The organism is Streptomyces sp. NPDC007983 (assembly GCF_042958345.1).
Lineage (GTDB): Bacteria > Actinomycetota > Actinomycetes > Streptomycetales > Streptomycetaceae > Streptomyces.
The window spans coordinates 158,663-173,971 of the sequence record NZ_JBIBJI010000005.1 but is presented as its reverse complement, the minus strand read 5'-3'; the positions used below and the strand labels follow the sequence as shown (position 1 = coordinate 173,971).

Sequence of the window (15,309 nt, the reverse complement as noted above, 5' to 3'; positions counted from 1 at the left end):
GAACCGGCCGAGTCGACCGTCTGCCCGTTCGGCGGCGGAACGGCCCGGGTCGTCGACCCGGGCCGTCTTGTAGTTCAGGTCCCTGAGTCCCTTGCGATCTCTTGAGGTCCCCTCAGGACCCCTCAGAACCCCTCAGGGAGGGATCCGTCCTGGTCGATGACGTTGTTGCCGGGCCCGCCGTCGATGCCGTCCTGGCCGGGGCCGCCGAAGAGGTAGTCGTTGCCCGGTCCGCCCTTGATGGTGTCGTCGCCCTCTCCGCCGTCGATGGAGTCATCGTTGCCGGCACCGTCGAGATAGTCGTCGCCGGCGCCGCCGTAGATCTCGTTGGCCACGTCATCGCCGATGACGGTGTCGTCGCCGTCCCCGGCCCACACCGCGAACGAGTCGGTGATGGTGTCGTTGCCGGCGTTGCCGTTCGCGTTCGTGGCCTGGCTGATGGTGTCGTCGCCGTCGCCGCCCACCGCGACGGAAGCGCCGACGATGGTGTCGTCCCCGGCCTCGCCGTAGACGTTCACATCGCCGCCGGAGATCTTGACGCTGTCATTGCCGTCGCCGAGTTCGACGTTGCCCTGGTCGCCGCCGTGGTCCGGGTCGGGTACGGGCACGGTGCAGGTCACATACGTCAGGTCGGTGGTAGTGGGGTGGGTGCAGTCGGTGCCGGCGGTGATCTCGACAACGTCGTCGACGCCGAAGGTCAGCGTGGTGTCGGTCTCGCTGACCCGCTTGATGATGAGCTTGTTGGTCTGGCCGTCTGCCGTCGTGTAGGCCATCACTCCGTCGGTGACGGTCACGGTGGCCGGCGACGCGGCCGGCGACACCGGCGACGACGACGCGGGCGAGGTGGCGGCCTGGGCGTTCCAGGCGAAGAGTCCGGTGCTGGCAGCGACGGCCAGTAAGGCGGCGACACCGACCGGGCGGACGCGGCGGGAGCGCGGGCCAAGGGTGGACACGAAAGACCTCCGTGGGGAGTGGATCTGATTTCCGATCACCCGTTTCGACGTGGAAAATCCGCGCGGGGTTGTGCCACTCCCATGCCCTGTTCACCGATCTTTCCGAATTCCCATTTCGCGTTCACCCCTACGACACCGGGACTTTTCTCCGCGTTGTCGGAATGCGCGCTCTGCGAGCGGCAGGAATTCCCATGAGTCCGTCCACGTCCCCCCCGGCACCGCCCGCCGGTGCACCGCTCAGGACATCCGCTCCCTGGCAACCGGCTCGTGGCTGCTCGTGCCGGCGCGCCAGCGCGGTTGCGTTTCCGCCACGTGGCTCAGCATTCCGCACCACACCCGCCTCCGGTGGAGCGAATCCGGTCCGGCGTGCCGGAGCCGGCCGCTGGAGAAGTACAGGACTTCGACCGGTCGCGCGGCCGCGGGACCCAGGCCACCGTCCGGACCGCGCGTCCGGGATTGCCATCACCGCGCTCGGTCGCCGTAACTCGCCGCCCGGTACGCGACGCGCCCGCCGCTCGCCTACAGCGGCCCTCGGCAGTTCGTCTGGTCTCCGTGGTCACTGCGGCAGGCCGGCCTCGGCCGCCCACCGGAAGACGTCCCCGCACGTAGGGGACGGCATCGGCGAGCGATCGGCGAGGACGATCAGCGCATGGCGCAGTTCTCTGCTCAGCTGGAAGAGCCGACGACTGAACTGCCCGCCCTTGTAGGTGTACAGGCGGAAGAGCCCGACAGCTTGTCCGTCACGGCCGTCAGCGAAAGTGTCCGGGAGCCCCGCGAGCAGTTCAATATCGCGCTTGCCGGTCGCCGCCTCGGCCACGGCATCGAGGCGTAGAGCGTCGAATTGACCGCGGGGCACTTCTTCCACGGCAACGGCGTCGCCAAGCTCCCCTTCTCACCCTTCCAACTCGGCCTGGGAGCACCACACCCCGACGACCCCGCGCCGAACTCCGCGGGCAAGAACGTCCGCGCACTGCTGCGGAACACCCACGCCCGGTTCACCGTCAACAAGTTCATGCACACCCCACACCCCCAGCGGCGCACGGTCATGCAGGAGCTGGAGGAACGCTTCGCCGAGGACATCGCCCGCACCAGTCGCTCACGCTTCCGCTCGGTCACCGACATCGCCATGGCCACATCCCTGCACCACCACTACACCTACCTCACCGGCCGGGCAGTGCCGGCCAAGTACAAGCTGCGCTACATCGACGTGGCCCGGCCGAACATCACCGACGCTCTCGCCGAACTCACCTCTCGCAGCCACGACTTCTTCTGCCTGAACGATGTCAACACGCCGGAGAACGAACAGGAGCGCGTCACCGCCGAACTCCACACCTTCCTGGAGAACTACTTCCCCTTCCCCCGCCGCTACGAGCGCTGACGAACTTGTGCGGCTGGAATGATCAACGCTTGGCTGATGCCTGGCTCCCGGCTCGGTGCGCGTGGTGTGTGCGGAGATATGGCACACAGGCGGTGCTCTCGGGCAGACCATGAGTATCCCGCGCCAGCATGGCTGCCTTTCTTCCTCTGCGCGGTCCTTGTTGGGTGTCGCCAGAAGGCGATTGTCCTTGGTGCCCTTGTCGATGAGCCCCCGGGGGTGTCGGGGTGGTCTGACGGCACACGGTCCAGATCCAGTTGACCGGATCGATGGCCTTGACCCGCACCCCCTCGCCGATCCGAGCAGCGGTTCAAGCGGCGATCGTGACGACGCTGCCCTAGCCCGCATACTGGTCATATGAGCGCTGCACCGGAGCCTCGGCGAGTTTGCTCAAGGGTGTCCGGTCGGACGGCGCCAGGGTACGAAGGTCGTCGATTTCGTCCTCGGCCCGCTGGTATTCGGACTGCCAGCCGGACATCCGTGTGGGGCTGATCTGTACGAGACCGTCGCGGACGGCCTGCTGCATCACCCCGCGCCGGCACAGCCGGACTGTTCTTCACTGTCGAGCGCCCGACGCCGTCAGCGATCCAGCTGCGTCGCGATGCCCGTCCAGCCGACCCATCAGCTGTCGCGTCCGACTGCCTTCGCCGCAGCGTGGGCCCAGGTGGCAACGGCTACGCCGCCCACGACGGCGAGAACGTAGACGGTGATACTGACGGCGAATCCGCCTGGCACCCAGCCGAGCAGTCCGGCGTTGCCGTGGGGACGGTGAGGACGAGCTTGCCCTGGAGGTGACCGCCGTCGAGGAGCCGGTGCGCGTCGGCGACGCGCTCGAACGGGAACGTCTGCTGCACGTGGACCCGGAGCCTGCCCTGTTCGACGAGTGCGACGAGACCTCGCAGGGCGACCGGATCGGGGTCGACCGCGATACCGCTGAAGCGCATGCCGGCCGCCTCGTACGTGGCCGTCAGCTCCGCATCCTCCTCGGCGACCGCCGTCACCAGGTGACCACCTGGGCGGAGCACTTCGAGCGACCGCTCGACGGTGTCACCGCCGATCGTGTCGAGCACGACGTCGATGTCGCGGACCGCCTCGGTGAAGTCGACCACCGTGTAGTCGATCACCTCGTCGGCGCCGAGCCCCTCGACGAACCTCCGCTTGCTCCCGCCGGCGGTCGCGATCACGTGCGCGCCGAGCGCTTTCGCGATCTGGATGGCGACGTGGCCGACCCCGCCACCACCGCCGTGAACCAGGACACGGTCGCCCTCGCTCACGCCGCCGAGGTCGACGAGGCCCTGCCACGCCGTCAGCCCGACGACCGGCAGCGCCGACGCCTCGACGTGCGAGAGCGACGCCGGCTTGCGGGCCAGGTGCAGCGCCGGCGCCGACACGACCTCGGCGTACGCGCTCGCCGCCCGCGGGAACAGCGGCATCCCGAACACCTCGTCGCCGGGCCTGAACCGCCACGTCTGCGGCGCCTCCTCGACCACGCCGCTGATGTCCCAGCCGAGGATGAACGGCGGCCGGCCGATCAGCGGGAACTCGCCGGCGCGCAGGCGCGCCTCCAGCGGGTTCAGCCCGATCGCCTTGACGCGCACGAGAACCTCGGTCGGGAGGGGCTGGGGCTCGGGCGCGTCCACGATGGTGAGCACCTCGGGACCGCCGAGCGTCTGCTGGGTGATGACTCGCATGACTCTCCTGGCTTCGGGGGGGGGAGAGCCCAGGCTAGGTTTCCGATAGGAACCAGCAGGTACCTGTGGCGCGGTTACCTTTGGCGCCATGAGCGGTTTCGTTCCCGGTGATTTCTTTCTCGCCGACTGTCCGGCGCGGCTGGCGGTCGAGTTGATCGCCGACAAGTGGACGGTGGTCGTGCTCTACGGCCTCAGCGAGGGTCCGGTGCGTCATGGCGAGCTGATCGAGCTGATCGGCGGCATCTCCCGCAAGATGCTCACCCAGACGCTCCGACGGCTCGAGGCGCACGGACTCATCCGCCGCCACGCCTACGCCGAGGTGCCGCCCCGCGTCGAGTACGAGCTCACCCCGCTCGGGGCGACGCTGATCGATCCGATCCACATGCTGACCGAGTGGGCGAGGGCGAACGGCGACGCAGTGCTCGATGCGCTCGACGCCGCGCAGCTCGCCGTCCGGCGTGGCGGCGAAGCGGCGCTTGAGGTGGGCGGCCAGTGAGGATCCGGTGGTGGCCCGCCGCCGGTCGACGCTGCCCGGAGTCATCGCCGCTCGCACGGGTACACGGGGCGGCATGCCCGAGGTAATACAGGCAGGCGGGTTGGGGGTTGTTGGCAGACTCGGCGCTGTTGCTGGGAGCATCGTTGGGCTACGGGCTGCGCGTGCCGCCGAAGGCCATCGCGTTGGTGATGGCCGGCCACCACACAGGGCAGGCCCAGCCGTCCGAGGAGGAACACGGCGGCTCGGGGCTCGCTCTGGCGCTGGGGGCGCTGCTGGACGGCGTACCCGAGTCGGCGGTGATCGGGGTCAGCCTGCTCGACGGTGGCGCCGTCAGTCTCGTCACGGTGGCAGCGGTGTTCATCAGTAACGTCCCCGAGGGCCTGTCCAGTTCAGCCGGGATGAAGAAGGCCGCGCGCAGCAAGGGCTATGTCTTCGGGGCCTGGGGTGCCATCGCCGCCGCGAGCACCCTCTCCGCGGTGCTTGGCTACACCGTGGTCGGGGGATTTTCGCCGTCCGTGGTCGCCGGGGTGACCGCCGTGGCCGCCGGGGCGATCCTGGCCATGATCGCCGACACGATGATCCCCGAGGCGTTCCAGAAGGCTCACCTGGCGATCGGGCTGGTCACGGTCAGCGGCTTCCTGGTCTCCTTCGCGCTGTCCCACATCTGAGAACCCGCCGTCCTCTCCTCCCGGCATCCGAGCGCAGCGCGGACGACCGGCCATCTGCCCTGTGGTCAAGCGGAAGGTGAAGAGTTACGCTACCGCCCGCGCCTGATCGGCTGTTGTCTGCTGTCCACCGCCCTGGTGAGGGATCGCAACGTGACCAGGCCATTGGACTCCAGGAGTTTCATCTTGAGTGGTGGGAGCGCTCAACGGGTCGGCTCTGGAAAGGGGTTTGGAGGAGGTCGCGACACGTCAGCAGGATCGAGCGTGCTCACAGATCGCGCTGTACATGTCCCGGCCGGATGCGACGCTCACCGGCATCCTCGCTGTCCGGGCACGCTTCACGCCGCACCGCCCAGCGTTCCGCCTTCTGGCTGACGGGACGAGTAACCGCGTTGAATCGTGGACCTATCGCGACCTGAAGCGGTACTCCGACGCCGTGGCGGCGCGGTTGAGGTCCGGAGGACACAGTGGCGACCGCGTGGTGTTGGCCGGTCAGCCCGGACTGCGGTTCGTGGCGGGGCTGATGGGGATACTCCAGGCCGGTGCGACGGCCGTCCCGGCCTTTCCTCCGACCAACCGGCGGGCCGTGACCCGGCTGCGTTCGATCCTGGCCGACTGCCTGCCTGGTGCGATCCTGGCCGATTCCCGCCATGAGCGGCGATTCGCCGGGATGGCGGCCGGTGGGGACAGGGTGCCGCAGCTGATTCCGCTGGACGACGAACCTCCCTCGAAGGCGGCCGACAGCCATGTCTCGACGGCGTTGGACGATCCGGTGCGGCCGACGGACACAGCGCTGATCCAGTACTCGTCCGGCTCGACGGGCGATCCGAAGGGCGTGGAGCTGACGCACGCCAATCTGATGAGTAACTGCCACGCCATCGGTCGGCACATCGGCGCGGAGGACGATCGCATCGGGTTGACCTGGTTACCGACCTATCACGACATGGGGCTCATCGGGACCATCATGCTGGCGCTGCACGGCGGCTGGCCGTTGCTGATGATGACGCCGGAGCACTTCGTGCAGCAGCCGGCCCGCTGGCTCCAGGCGATCACCGAACACCGGGTGACCATCACCGTCGCGCCGAACTTCGCCTTCCAGCTGTGTGCGGACACGGTGGACGAGGAGGATCTGGCCGGTGTGGACCTGTCGTCGCTCCGGCACGTCTTCTGCGGCTCCGAGCCGATCGTGCTCGACACCCTGAACGCCTTCCGGGAGCGGTTCGCGCCCCGGGACTACCGGGAGAAGACCCTGATCCCGTGTTACGGGCTCGCCGAGGCCACGCTGCTGGTGACGGCCAAAACGGCCGGGACGCCCCTCAGCGTCGAGTGGGTGGACCGGGAGGAGCTGTCGCGTGGCCGGGTGGCGGGCACGGAGGGCGACAGCGTGCCCATGGTCGGCTGCGGGGGCGCGCCGGAGGGCCACGAGCTGCTTGTCGTGGATCCGGATGTCGGCCGGGTGCTGGCCGATGGCGAGATCGGGGAGATCTGGGTGCACGGGCCGGGCGTCGCCGCCGGCTACCACCGCAAACCCGGTCTGACCCGCTCGACGTTCGGAGCGACGCCCGCCGGTCGAGCCGGTCCGCGAAAGTATCTGCGCACCGGTGACCTCGGCTATCTGCGCGACGGCGAGCTGTTCGTCACCGGCCGGATGAGCGGTCTGCTCGTCGTGGCCGGCCGGAACCTCTACCCGCAGGACATCGAGCGCACGGTCGACCGTGTCCACCCGTCCGTACACCGGTCCGTCGCCTTCGGGTACCGGGGCACGTCCGAGGAACAGATCATCGTGGTCGCCGAGGTGCGCGACAGCCGTCGGACCCGGGTCGAGCTCGACGCCTTACGCGGCAGTCTGCTGGCGGCGGTCGCCGCCGAACACGGCGTCCGGCCGGCCGACGCGCACCTCGTGCGGGTCGGCACCATCCCCATGACCACCAGTGGGAAGATCCGCCGGGGGGCCGCGCAGGAGGCGTATCTGGAAGGCACCCTGGGCGGCGCTCTCGTGCCCTGTGATCTCGTGCCCTGCGATCTCGCGGGGGAGCCGGGCCATGAACGCTGAAGCCGATACCGCGCCACCGAGGGATCGCTCCGCGCTCGTGCTCGCCTGCGCCACGGTTGGCGGATCCACGGCCGGTTTCGCGGCCGCGATCGTCTTCACGGTCCACCAAGGCTGGTCATGGCTGCACTTCGCGCTGTTCTTCGGCATGTACCTCGTCACATCACTGGGCGTCGAGGGCGGGCTGCACAGGTTCTTCTCCCACCGCTCGTTCTCCGCCGGCCCGGTGCTGACCTTCCTGTGGGGCGTCGCGGGCAGCATGGCGGCACAGGGGCCGATCCTGTTCTGGGTGTCAGTGCACCGCAAACACCATGCTTTCGCCGACCGGGACGGCGATCCGCACTCGCCGCGCCCGCGGGGTGAGGGGCGGCTGGCGGCCCTGCGCGGTCTGTGGCACAGCCATGTCGGTTGGCTGTTCACCGTCCGGCGGGAGGGCTGGGTCACGTTCGTCCCCGACCTGCTGCGCAATCGCCATGTCTGCACGGTTGATCGTTATTACGCCTGGTGGATCGCTCTGGGGCTGGCCCTGCCGGCAGCGGTGGGCTGGGCGGTGACCGGCCGGCCGGTGGACGCGCTCGGCGGACTGCTGTGGGGCGGGTTCGCCCGCATGTTCGTCCTTCGACCATGTGACGTGGACGGTCAACTCGCTGGGGCACACCCTGGGCCGCCGCCCGTACAGGACCCGGGATTCCAGTCAGAACCTCGCCGTGCTCGCGCCGGTCTCCGTGGGCGGGTCATGGCACAACAACCACCACTCCCAGCCGTCGCTGGCGCACAACCGGCACCGCTTCTGGCAGATCGACATCACCGGCGGGGTCATCAGCCTCCTGGACCGCGCGGGACTGGTATCCGAGGTCCGCTATCCGGCGCGTAGGACCGCGGCCCGGGAAACCTGAGAGGAGGAAGACCGAACCATGTCGGCTCCCAGCGCCCCGGCGGGCATCGTCCGGCTCGACCCGAGAAGCCTGCGGATCAAGAGGTTCTCCGCGCTGACCACCATGGTCCTTCCGCTCATCGGTACCGTCGCGGCCGCGTACCTGCTGGTGACCGGGCGGTTCACGGTGACCGATGTGGTCCTGTTCGGCTTGTTCTACTGCGTGCACCTGGGCGGCGTCACCATCGGGCTGCACCGGTACCTCGCCCACAAGGCGTTCAAGACCTCACCGTGGTTCCAGGACGTCCTGATGGCCGCCGGTTCCATGGCCGCGCAGGGCCCGCTGCTGTTCTGGGTGGCGACCCACCGCCGGCATCACAAGTTCGCCGACCGCGAGGGCGACCCGCACTCGCCGAACTTGCACGGCACGGGATTCAAGGCCCGCATCCGCGGCCTGTGGTACGCGCACATGCCGTGGATGGTCCTCGGCCTCGACGGATGGCTGCGCCGGTACGGCATCACGCTGGAGGTCTGAGGTTCGCCAGGGAGGCCGCCCACGTCATGAGGGCCGGTCGGGCGGCCGTTCTTCGAGCCGCTAGGATCGTCGCTTGTGGAACGTTCCCAAAATGAATCGTCGACGATGGTCGTGTGGGATCTCGGCGGCGTCCTCGCTCCGTCCGGCCGTGCGCTGGGCGCGCTGGCCGCTGCTCTCGACGTACCCGAGTCCGACCTCGCCGGCCCGTACTGGGCCTACCGCGATGCCTACGACCTGGGTGTCTCTCCCGATGAGTACTGGCAACGGGTCGCAAGGGATCTGGGGCGCCGGCTGAACGAGGCTTGGGTCGACCGGCTCGACCGCATCGACACCGAGTGCTGGTCGGTCCTCGGGCCCGAAGCGGCCGGACTGCTCGGCCGGTTGGCAGACCACGGAATACCGTTGGGAGTCCTGTCCAACGCGCCGGGCTCGCTGGCGAAGGCGATCCGTCGGGCGTCATGGAGCGGCCTCTTCTCGACGCTGGTCTTTTCGTCCGATCTCGGGCTGATGAAACCCGATCCCCTCGTCTACCGGAGTGCTGACGAACGGCTCGGCCGTGCCCCCTCGGACGTCGTGTTCTTCGACGACCGGCGGGAGAACGTCGAGGCGGCCCGCGCCCACGGCTGGCGCGCCCACAGGTGGACGGGAGCCGACGCGGCCGCGGCCGTGCTCGCCCAGGAGGGTGTGCTCGGTGGCTGACCGGCCTCGCAATCCGACGATCATCGACGTGGCCCGGCGGGCCGGGGTGTCCAAGTCGGTGGTGTCCCGGGTGGTCTCGGGACGTGGCAGCGTGGGGGAGGAGACCCGACGGCGGGTGCTGCGGGCCGCGGAGGAACTGGGCTACGTCGTCAATGCCGTGGCCCGGGCCATGGTCGCCCACCGCACCTATACCGTCGGGGCGTTCGTCCGGGACGCGGCGACGCCCTTCTACGGCCACCTGCTCACCGCGATGCAGGAGCGCGCGGCGTTCCACGGCTACCGGGTCGTCACCGCGACGGGCTCCGGCGGGTTCGAGGTGAGCGACGAGTACCGGGCGCTGGAAACCCTGGCGATGCTGCGGGTGGAGGCGCTGATCGTGTGCAGCGGGCTGCTGCCGAGCGAGCAGATCCTCTCGTTCGCCACCCGGCTGCCCACTGTCGTGGCCGGGCGTCCCGAGACCCATCCGAGCATCACCAGCGTCTACTGTGACGAGGACGAAGGGGGCGCCGCGCTGGCCGACCATCTCCTCGGTCTTGGGCACCGCGAGATCGCGGTGGTTACCGTCCCGACCAGCAGTTCCGTGACGCTCGGGCCGCGGACGGCGGCCATGACCCGTTACCTGCGGGAGCGTGGAGCGCGCGTGCTCGAGATCTCGGGGCCGCGTCGCGAGACGGCCGGCGCGTGGGCAACCGAAGTGCTGCGACATCCCGAGATCACCGCTGTGATGGCCCCCAGTGACCGGCACGCGGTCGCCCTGCTGGAACAACTCCGTCTGCGGGATGTGGAGGTACCGGGGGAGCTGTCGGTGACCGGCTACGACGGCATCGGAGACCTGGCGACGCCCTTGATCGGGCTCACGCACTGGCGCCAGCCGATCGATCTGATCGGCAGCCAGGCCGTGGACTCGCTGGTGCGGTTGCTCGACGGCGAGCAACCGCCCGACCACCACCAGGCATTGTCCGGCACGCTGGTCGTGGGCCGTACGACCGGCCCGCCGACCGGCTGACCCGCTTTTCGCGCAGTGTTCACCCGAGGGCCGCTGCGCCCGTCCGTCGCTGGGTGGGAACGTTCCACCCATGATTGGGAACGTTCCACTCCGCCGGGGCGCAGCACGCCGCCCGGTCCGGCGCCCACGCGGCCTCGCCGGTCCGCTGATGGTCCTGCCGTGCGTCGGCCTTCTCCTCGTCTTCGCGTATTGGCCGGTCGTCCGCGGCGTCGTACTGAGCCTGTACGGCAATGACCTGCTGGGCGATCCGACCCGGTTCGTCGGCCTCGACCAATACGCCGAACTGTTCACCGATCCGGACCTGCGCCGGGCGCTGCTGACCACGGTGGCGATCGCCGGGCTCAGCGTGCTGCTCTCCGTGGGCGGCGCGCTCGCGGCGGTGCTCCCACTGCGCCGGGCCGCGCGCAGGCCGAGGGCCGTGGTGTCGGTGCTGCTGTCGATGCCGTTCGCGTACTCGGCGGCGGCTTCGGCGGCCGTGTTCGCGGGCCTGTTCGCTCCGGCGGTCGGAACCCTCAACGAAGTGCTGCACCACATCGGCGTCACCGGGCCGGAGTGGCTGCGCTCTCCGGAGTGGGCCGTGGTCGCCGTTTCGCTCGCCACCGCGTGGTACGAGTTCGGATTCGCCTTCCTCGTCCTGCTGGCCGCGGTGACCCAGCTCGACCAGCAGGTCATCGAGGCGGCGGCACTGGACGGCGCGTCGGGGCTGCGGATGGCGCGTTCGGTGATCATTCCGATGCTCCGGCCGAGCCTGATATTCCTCCTGGTCACCCAGACGATCAGCGGACTACAGGTCTTCACCCAGGTCCAGGTCCTCACCCGGGGCGGCCCGGCGGGCTCGACTTCGACGCTGGTGTTCGAGCTCTACCAGCGCGCGTTCGGCGAGGCGCTGCCGCACGTCGGCTCGGCCTCGGCCCTGGCCGTGGTCCTGCTGCTGCTCGTCCTGCTGGTCACCGCGCTCCAGTTCGGGATGGTGAAGAGGTGGGCATGACACGCAGCCGAGTGGCCTCCCTGCTGCGCTGGCTGTGGCTGGGCGCCGTGGTCGTGGTCGTCGCGTTCCCCGTCTACGTCACGGTCGTCACCGCCCTGCTGCCTCCGGCCGACGTGGCCGCCGGCCGGCTCGTCCCCCTGCCGGACCGGTTCACCCTGGACAACGTGCGCGCCGCCTTGGGCTCCGCGCCGCTGGCCCAGCAGTACATGGTCAGCGTGGCCGTCACCGCCCTGCAGTCCGCCGCCCAGCTCACCACGGCCGCGCTCGCCGCCTACGCGTTCGTCTTCCCCCGCTGGCGCGGCCGGGGTGCCGCCTTCGCTCTGGTGCTGGCCAGCCTGGCCTTCCCCGGGGAGAGCCTGGTCATTCCCAACTTCGAACTCGTCAGCGGGCTCGGGCTGCGCGACACCGTGCTCGGGATCGTCATCCCGTATCTCGCCGCGGGCTACGCGGTCTTCCTGCTCCGCCAGGCGTTCCTCGGGCTGCCGCGCGAAACGTGGGAGGCCGCCCGCATGGACGGCTGCGGCGACCTGCGTGCGCTGTTCCACGTCGTCCTGCCCATGGCGCGGCCTCAGCTGGTCACGGCGGCGATGTGGTGCGCCCTGTCCGCGTGGAACGGCTACTTCTGGCCGTTGCTCATCACCGACTCCCCCCAGCGGCGGACCATCCAGGTCGGTCTCTCCCAACTCGTTGTGGACCGGGTCACCACACCAGCTGTGATCTACGCCGGCACCCTCCTGGTCCTTCTGCCGACCCTGCTGCTCGTCCTGTTCGGCCAGCGATTCCTGGTCCGCGGCCTGGCCGCGCGGGTCACCACCTAGCCCCCACAGCCCGCCCATGGGCAACCGAGAAAGAAAGCCGATCCGCCATGCCCCTGTTTCCCTCACCCTCTCCCTCCCGGACCGGACCGCGAGCACGCGTCGCGGCCGGCTGCCTGACGACTGCCCTCGCCCTGACCCTCACCGCCTGCGGAAGCGCCGACGGCGGCAAGTCCGCCGACGCGGTGCCCGGTCCGTCGGCGCTGGCCGATGCGAAGAAACCAGTGACCGTGACGCTCTGGCACGGCATCGGCGCCCCGGCCAGTCAGGCGCTGCAGAAGGAGATCGACGCGTTCAACAAGGCCAACGTCGGAAAGATCGTGGTGAAGGCGTCGTACCAGGGCAGCTATGCCGACGCCATCGCCAAGTACACCTCCGCGATCCGCAGCGGCGGCACCCCGAGCGTCATGATCACCAACGACATCACCAGCGGCTATCTGCGCGACGCCGGGCAGACGGTCTCCGCCCAGGACATGGCCGCCGCCAACCCGGGGGACCTCGACCTCGACAAGCTCCGCCCTGCGGCACGCAACTACTACACGGCCGAAGGCAAGCTCCTCGCGGTACCCCTGAACACGTCCATGCCCCTGCTGTACGTCAACGACAAGCTGCTGGACCGGGCGAAGGTGGACCGCTCGACCCTCGGCACGCTCACGGGCGTGGCCGCCGCGGCGCGGAAGGTCCATGCCGTGCTGCCGGGTGTGAAGGGCATCGACCAGCCCATCGACGGCTGGTGGTTCGAGCAGCTCACCGCTGCGGCCGGGGTCCCCTACTGCACCCCGGACAACGGCCGGAAGGCCGGCGGGGCCACGGCGCTGTCCCTGGCCGGCGGGCCGCAGCGCTCCGCGTTCGGCACCATGGCCAAGCTCTACACCGACGGCGTCGGCCTCGACACCGGCGACGACGGCAACGCCGCCCTGTCGGCGTTCGCCGCCGGCAAGACGGCCATGATGTTCAACTCCAGTGGCGCGATCGGCGGCCTCAACGAGGGGGGCATGAAGGGCTACAGCGCGCTGCCCTACCCGCTCTCCGGCTCGCCCTCCACGGCGGGGGCCGCGATCGGCGGCGCCGCGATGTGGCTGAACCGGACCGGGCACAGCGCGGCCGAGCAGGTGGCGAGCTGGAAGCTGATCGGCTACCTCGCCTCGCCCGAAGCGCAGGAACGATTCGCCAAGGCGTCGGGATACGCCCCCATCAACACCGACGTGGACAACTCGTCCACGTGGAAGACGTTCCTCGCCCAGCACGAGCCCTACGCCGTGCTCGACAAGCAGTTCGCCGATACGCCGGCCACGACGGCCACCTCTGGCTGCCTCACCGGCGCCATGCAGGGGGTGCGCGACGCGGTCGTGCCGCAGATGCAGCAGGCGTTCAGCGGCAAGAAGCCGCTCGACGCCGCGCTGAAGGCGGCGCAGGAAGCGGCGACGGCGAAGATCAAGGACTACCGGGAGCAGGCGGGGCAGTGACCGACGACATCATCACGGCGGCAACTACGGCCACGACCTCGAACGAGCGCTTCGCGCAGGCTCCCGGAGACCCGTACCGCTACGGAGTCTATCTGCGCCCCGACCCCGTCACCTGTGCCGCGGTCACCGCCGTGACCGCCCAGCTGCGGGCGCAGTACGGGCTCGTCTCGGCGGGCGCGTTCCCGCCGCACGCGACCCTGGTCGGCAGCCGGCACCTCCCGGGTCCCGAAGAGGAGATCGTCGAGGCCGTGACCCGGGCGGTGGCCGACGTTCCCGCCTTCACCGTCCACAACGCGGGCATCCGCCGCCAGGGGGTGGGGCTGGTCTACGACGTCCACCACCTCGCCGACGGCACCACGCCGAACACGGCGCTCGTGGCCCTCGCCGCCCGGATCGACACGGCCATCGCCCCCTTGGAGACACCGGCGCCCAACCCGGCGGCACATCCTTTCGACGCCGATACCTTCCGGGCCCACCTGTCGCTGCTCTCGCACGACATGTACGTACGCCCGGACCCGGACCTGTTCGCCGAGGTCGAGGAGTACGCCACCGCACTCCCCGTGCCCTTCTCCGACAGCTTCCCGGGAAACACCGTCGCCCTCTACCGCACCCGCAGCGACGACTGGACGGGCCGCTGGTGGCAGACACTGACCTGGGAACACGTCCGCAGTTGGCGCCTGCCCCGCTGAGTACCTCCGGGGCCGACCGTCCTCGCTCGCCCGTGCTTCAACCGCCGGCCGGCCCCGCTCTCGCCGAAGACGACGAGAGCGGGGCCCCAGCCGGACGGTCCGGACTCCGCGAGCCCAGGTGCGCACCGCGCTGCCCGGGGCGCACGAACTTCCTTGATCTCGACCGTGCCGTCCCCCTGTGCGCGCAGCGTCGCGAAGCCGGCGGGGAAGCCCTCGACCTCGGCGAGTTGTGGGCCGGCTTGTACGCACCGGAGTCCTCGGCGGTGACGATCGCGTCGAACTGAACCCGCAGCCGGCGCTGGGTCTCGCCGATGACGACCCGGTCGCAAGTGGTCAGCGGGGCAAGGTTCCAGCCGGACTCCCGCAGTTCGCGCAGGGCCTGCCGGGTGTCGGGGAAGGCCGGCCAGCACGGGATGCCGGCCGACAGTGCGCGGGTGTCCTCCTCCACCAGCTCGACCTTCGCCTCGGCGGCCGTCCGCTTCAGCGGCTCCGCCAGGACATCGCTGTAGTGCATGGAGGGGTGCTCGCGCCGCACCTGCGGCTCGTGCCGGTTGTAGACCTCCAGCAGCTCCCAGCCCTTGCCGGGCGCGACCAGTTCGATACCGGTGGCGATGCCGTGGCGCCAGTTCACGAGGGTGCCGAAACAGTCGAACGTGACCCAACGCCTACGCCGTCGCGCTGTCAGGAGTGGCCACCAGCACGGTGATCGCCATCGGCGGCGCCCCGATCCTGGCGGGCCTCACCGCCTGCTTCGTAAGACGGCGCTCCGTCACCCGTACCTGGGCCGTCGCCACGGCGGTTGCCGTCACCGGCATCGCGTTCGTAGCCCTGCTCGGCGGCACCATCACGTTCAGCCTGCCCGGTACCGCCCTCGCGGTGCCGGCGGCCGCCTTGTACGCGGCGCAGGCCGACACGGTCCAGAGCGTGGCCCGCCTCCATGGACCCGCCGCGGTGGCGGCCGATGGCGGCCGCCTGGCCGGCAACCTCGTCCGGGCGGACACGGACATGGC

The 15,309-nt window shown here is 70.0% G+C and carries 17 protein-coding genes and 1 pseudogene; 12 read left to right on the top strand and 6 right to left on the bottom strand.

Annotation, left to right across the window (positions count from 1 at the left end):
• Positions 1-122: 122 nt before the first annotated feature.
• Both ACFZCY_RS17795 and ACFZCY_RS17790 read right to left on the bottom strand, forming a co-directional pair.
• The gene (locus ACFZCY_RS17795) at positions 123-950 is read right to left on the bottom strand and encodes a calcium-binding protein (protein WP_391174122.1); all 828 of its coding nucleotides are present in this window, start codon (positions 948-950) and stop codon (positions 123-125) included.
• A gap of 556 nt (positions 951-1,506) precedes the next feature.
• Complete coding sequence (locus tag ACFZCY_RS17790) at positions 1,507-1,767, bottom strand: hypothetical protein (protein ID WP_391174119.1); 261 nt, start codon at positions 1,765-1,767, stop codon at positions 1,507-1,509.
• 24 nt (positions 1,768-1,791) lie between these two features.
• Between ACFZCY_RS17790 and ACFZCY_RS17785 the strand changes: the two genes are divergently transcribed.
• Entirely contained in the window at positions 1,792-2,328 is a 537-nt protein-coding gene (locus ACFZCY_RS17785; RefSeq protein ID WP_391174117.1) for a stealth conserved region 3 domain-containing protein, read from the top strand.
• Between the two features lie 334 nt (positions 2,329-2,662).
• Here ACFZCY_RS17785 and ACFZCY_RS17780 read toward each other — a convergent pair whose 3' ends face one another.
• Together ACFZCY_RS17780 and ACFZCY_RS17775 are read right to left on the bottom strand one after the other, a co-directional pair.
• A complete protein-coding gene (locus tag ACFZCY_RS17780; protein WP_391174114.1) occupies positions 2,663-2,851 on the bottom strand; it encodes a hypothetical protein in 189 nt (62 codons plus the stop codon).
• Between the two features lie 238 nt (positions 2,852-3,089).
• A pseudogene (locus ACFZCY_RS17775) lies at positions 3,090-4,016 on the bottom strand (NADP-dependent oxidoreductase); the annotation flags it as partial.
• A gap of 88 nt (positions 4,017-4,104) precedes the next feature.
• Between ACFZCY_RS17775 and ACFZCY_RS17770 the strand changes: the two are divergent.
• The 11 genes from ACFZCY_RS17770 (at position 4,105) to ACFZCY_RS17720 (ending at position 14,299) form a co-directional block, all read left to right on the top strand.
• Positions 4,105-4,512: a winged helix-turn-helix transcriptional regulator gene (locus ACFZCY_RS17770; RefSeq protein WP_391174112.1), complete on the top strand. Its 408-nt coding sequence runs from the start codon at positions 4,105-4,107 to the stop codon at positions 4,510-4,512.
• A 128-nt stretch (positions 4,513-4,640) separates the two neighbouring features.
• Positions 4,641-5,180 carry a ZIP family metal transporter gene (locus tag ACFZCY_RS17765; protein WP_391174109.1) on the top strand — a complete coding sequence of 180 codons (540 nt, stop codon included), beginning with the start codon at positions 4,641-4,643 and terminating at the stop codon, positions 5,178-5,180.
• Positions 5,181-5,463: 283 nt separating this feature from the next.
• Complete coding sequence (locus ACFZCY_RS17760; protein WP_391174106.1) at positions 5,464-7,230, top strand: AMP-binding protein; 1,767 nt, start codon at positions 5,464-5,466, stop codon at positions 7,228-7,230.
• The gene (locus tag ACFZCY_RS17755) at positions 7,220-8,101 is read left to right on the top strand and encodes a hypothetical protein (RefSeq protein WP_391174104.1); all 882 of its coding nucleotides are present in this window, start codon (positions 7,220-7,222) and stop codon (positions 8,099-8,101) included. The genes ACFZCY_RS17760 and ACFZCY_RS17755 overlap by 11 nt, the downstream gene beginning before the upstream one ends.
• A gap of 40 nt (positions 8,102-8,141) precedes the next feature.
• Entirely contained in the window at positions 8,142-8,636 is a 495-nt protein-coding gene (locus ACFZCY_RS17750) for a fatty acid desaturase (protein WP_391174101.1), read from the top strand.
• 75 nt (positions 8,637-8,711) lie between these two features.
• A complete protein-coding gene (locus ACFZCY_RS17745; RefSeq protein ID WP_391174098.1) occupies positions 8,712-9,335 on the top strand; it encodes an HAD-IA family hydrolase in 624 nt (207 codons plus the stop codon).
• Positions 9,328-10,341 (top strand): substrate-binding domain-containing protein, encoded by a 1,014-nt coding sequence (locus ACFZCY_RS17740; RefSeq protein WP_391174095.1) that lies wholly within the window; start codon positions 9,328-9,330, stop codon positions 10,339-10,341. Before ACFZCY_RS17745 ends, ACFZCY_RS17740 begins: the two co-directional genes overlap by 8 nt.
• A 148-nt stretch (positions 10,342-10,489) precedes the next feature.
• Positions 10,490-11,329, top strand: a complete 840-nt coding sequence (locus tag ACFZCY_RS17735; RefSeq protein WP_391174092.1) for an ABC transporter permease subunit — start codon at positions 10,490-10,492, stop codon at positions 11,327-11,329.
• On the top strand, positions 11,326-12,147 hold the full coding sequence (locus ACFZCY_RS17730; protein WP_391174089.1) for an ABC transporter permease subunit: 822 nt from the start codon (positions 11,326-11,328) through the stop codon (positions 12,145-12,147). Before ACFZCY_RS17735 ends, ACFZCY_RS17730 begins: the two co-directional genes overlap by 4 nt.
• A gap of 47 nt (positions 12,148-12,194) precedes the next feature.
• Entirely contained in the window at positions 12,195-13,610 is a 1,416-nt protein-coding gene (locus ACFZCY_RS17725; RefSeq protein WP_391174086.1) for an extracellular solute-binding protein, read from the top strand.
• Positions 13,607-14,299, top strand: coding sequence for a 2'-5' RNA ligase family protein (locus ACFZCY_RS17720; protein WP_391174083.1), 693 nt, complete (start codon positions 13,607-13,609; stop codon positions 14,297-14,299). Before ACFZCY_RS17725 ends, ACFZCY_RS17720 begins: the two co-directional genes overlap by 4 nt.
• 37 nt (positions 14,300-14,336) lie before the next feature.
• Here the strand turns inward: ACFZCY_RS17720 and ACFZCY_RS17715 are convergent, their stop codons facing one another.
• Positions 14,337-14,984 (bottom strand): HAD family hydrolase, encoded by a 648-nt coding sequence (locus ACFZCY_RS17715; protein ID WP_391174412.1) that lies wholly within the window; start codon positions 14,982-14,984, stop codon positions 14,337-14,339.
• Entirely contained in the window at positions 14,965-15,213 is a 249-nt protein-coding gene (locus ACFZCY_RS17710) for a hypothetical protein (RefSeq protein WP_391174080.1), read from the bottom strand. Before ACFZCY_RS17710 ends, ACFZCY_RS17715 begins: the two co-directional genes overlap by 20 nt.
• Positions 15,214-15,309 lie beyond the last annotated feature (96 nt).

What these genes read in the sequence shown, in the direction of transcription:
- ACFZCY_RS17755 (WP_391174104.1), top strand. Translation starts at nt 7,220, where the DNA reads ATGAACGCTGAAGCCGATACCGCGCCACCGAGGGATCGCTCCGCGCTC.
- ACFZCY_RS17730 (WP_391174089.1), top strand. Translation starts at nt 11,326, where the DNA reads ATGACACGCAGCCGAGTGGCCTCCCTGCTGCGCTGGCTGTGGCTGGGC.
- ACFZCY_RS17735 (WP_391174092.1), top strand. Translation starts at nt 10,490, where the DNA reads ATGGTCCTGCCGTGCGTCGGCCTTCTCCTCGTCTTCGCGTATTGGCCG.
- ACFZCY_RS17770 (WP_391174112.1), top strand. Translation starts at nt 4,105, where the DNA reads ATGAGCGGTTTCGTTCCCGGTGATTTCTTTCTCGCCGACTGTCCGGCG.
- ACFZCY_RS17750 (WP_391174101.1), top strand. Translation starts at nt 8,142, where the DNA reads ATGTCGGCTCCCAGCGCCCCGGCGGGCATCGTCCGGCTCGACCCGAGA.
- ACFZCY_RS17760 (WP_391174106.1), top strand. Translation starts at nt 5,464, where the DNA reads ATGTCCCGGCCGGATGCGACGCTCACCGGCATCCTCGCTGTCCGGGCA.
- ACFZCY_RS17725 (WP_391174086.1), top strand. Translation starts at nt 12,195, where the DNA reads ATGCCCCTGTTTCCCTCACCCTCTCCCTCCCGGACCGGACCGCGAGCA.
- ACFZCY_RS17780 (WP_391174114.1), bottom strand. Translation starts at nt 2,851, where the DNA reads ATGCAGCAGGCCGTCCGCGACGGTCTCGTACAGATCAGCCCCACACGG.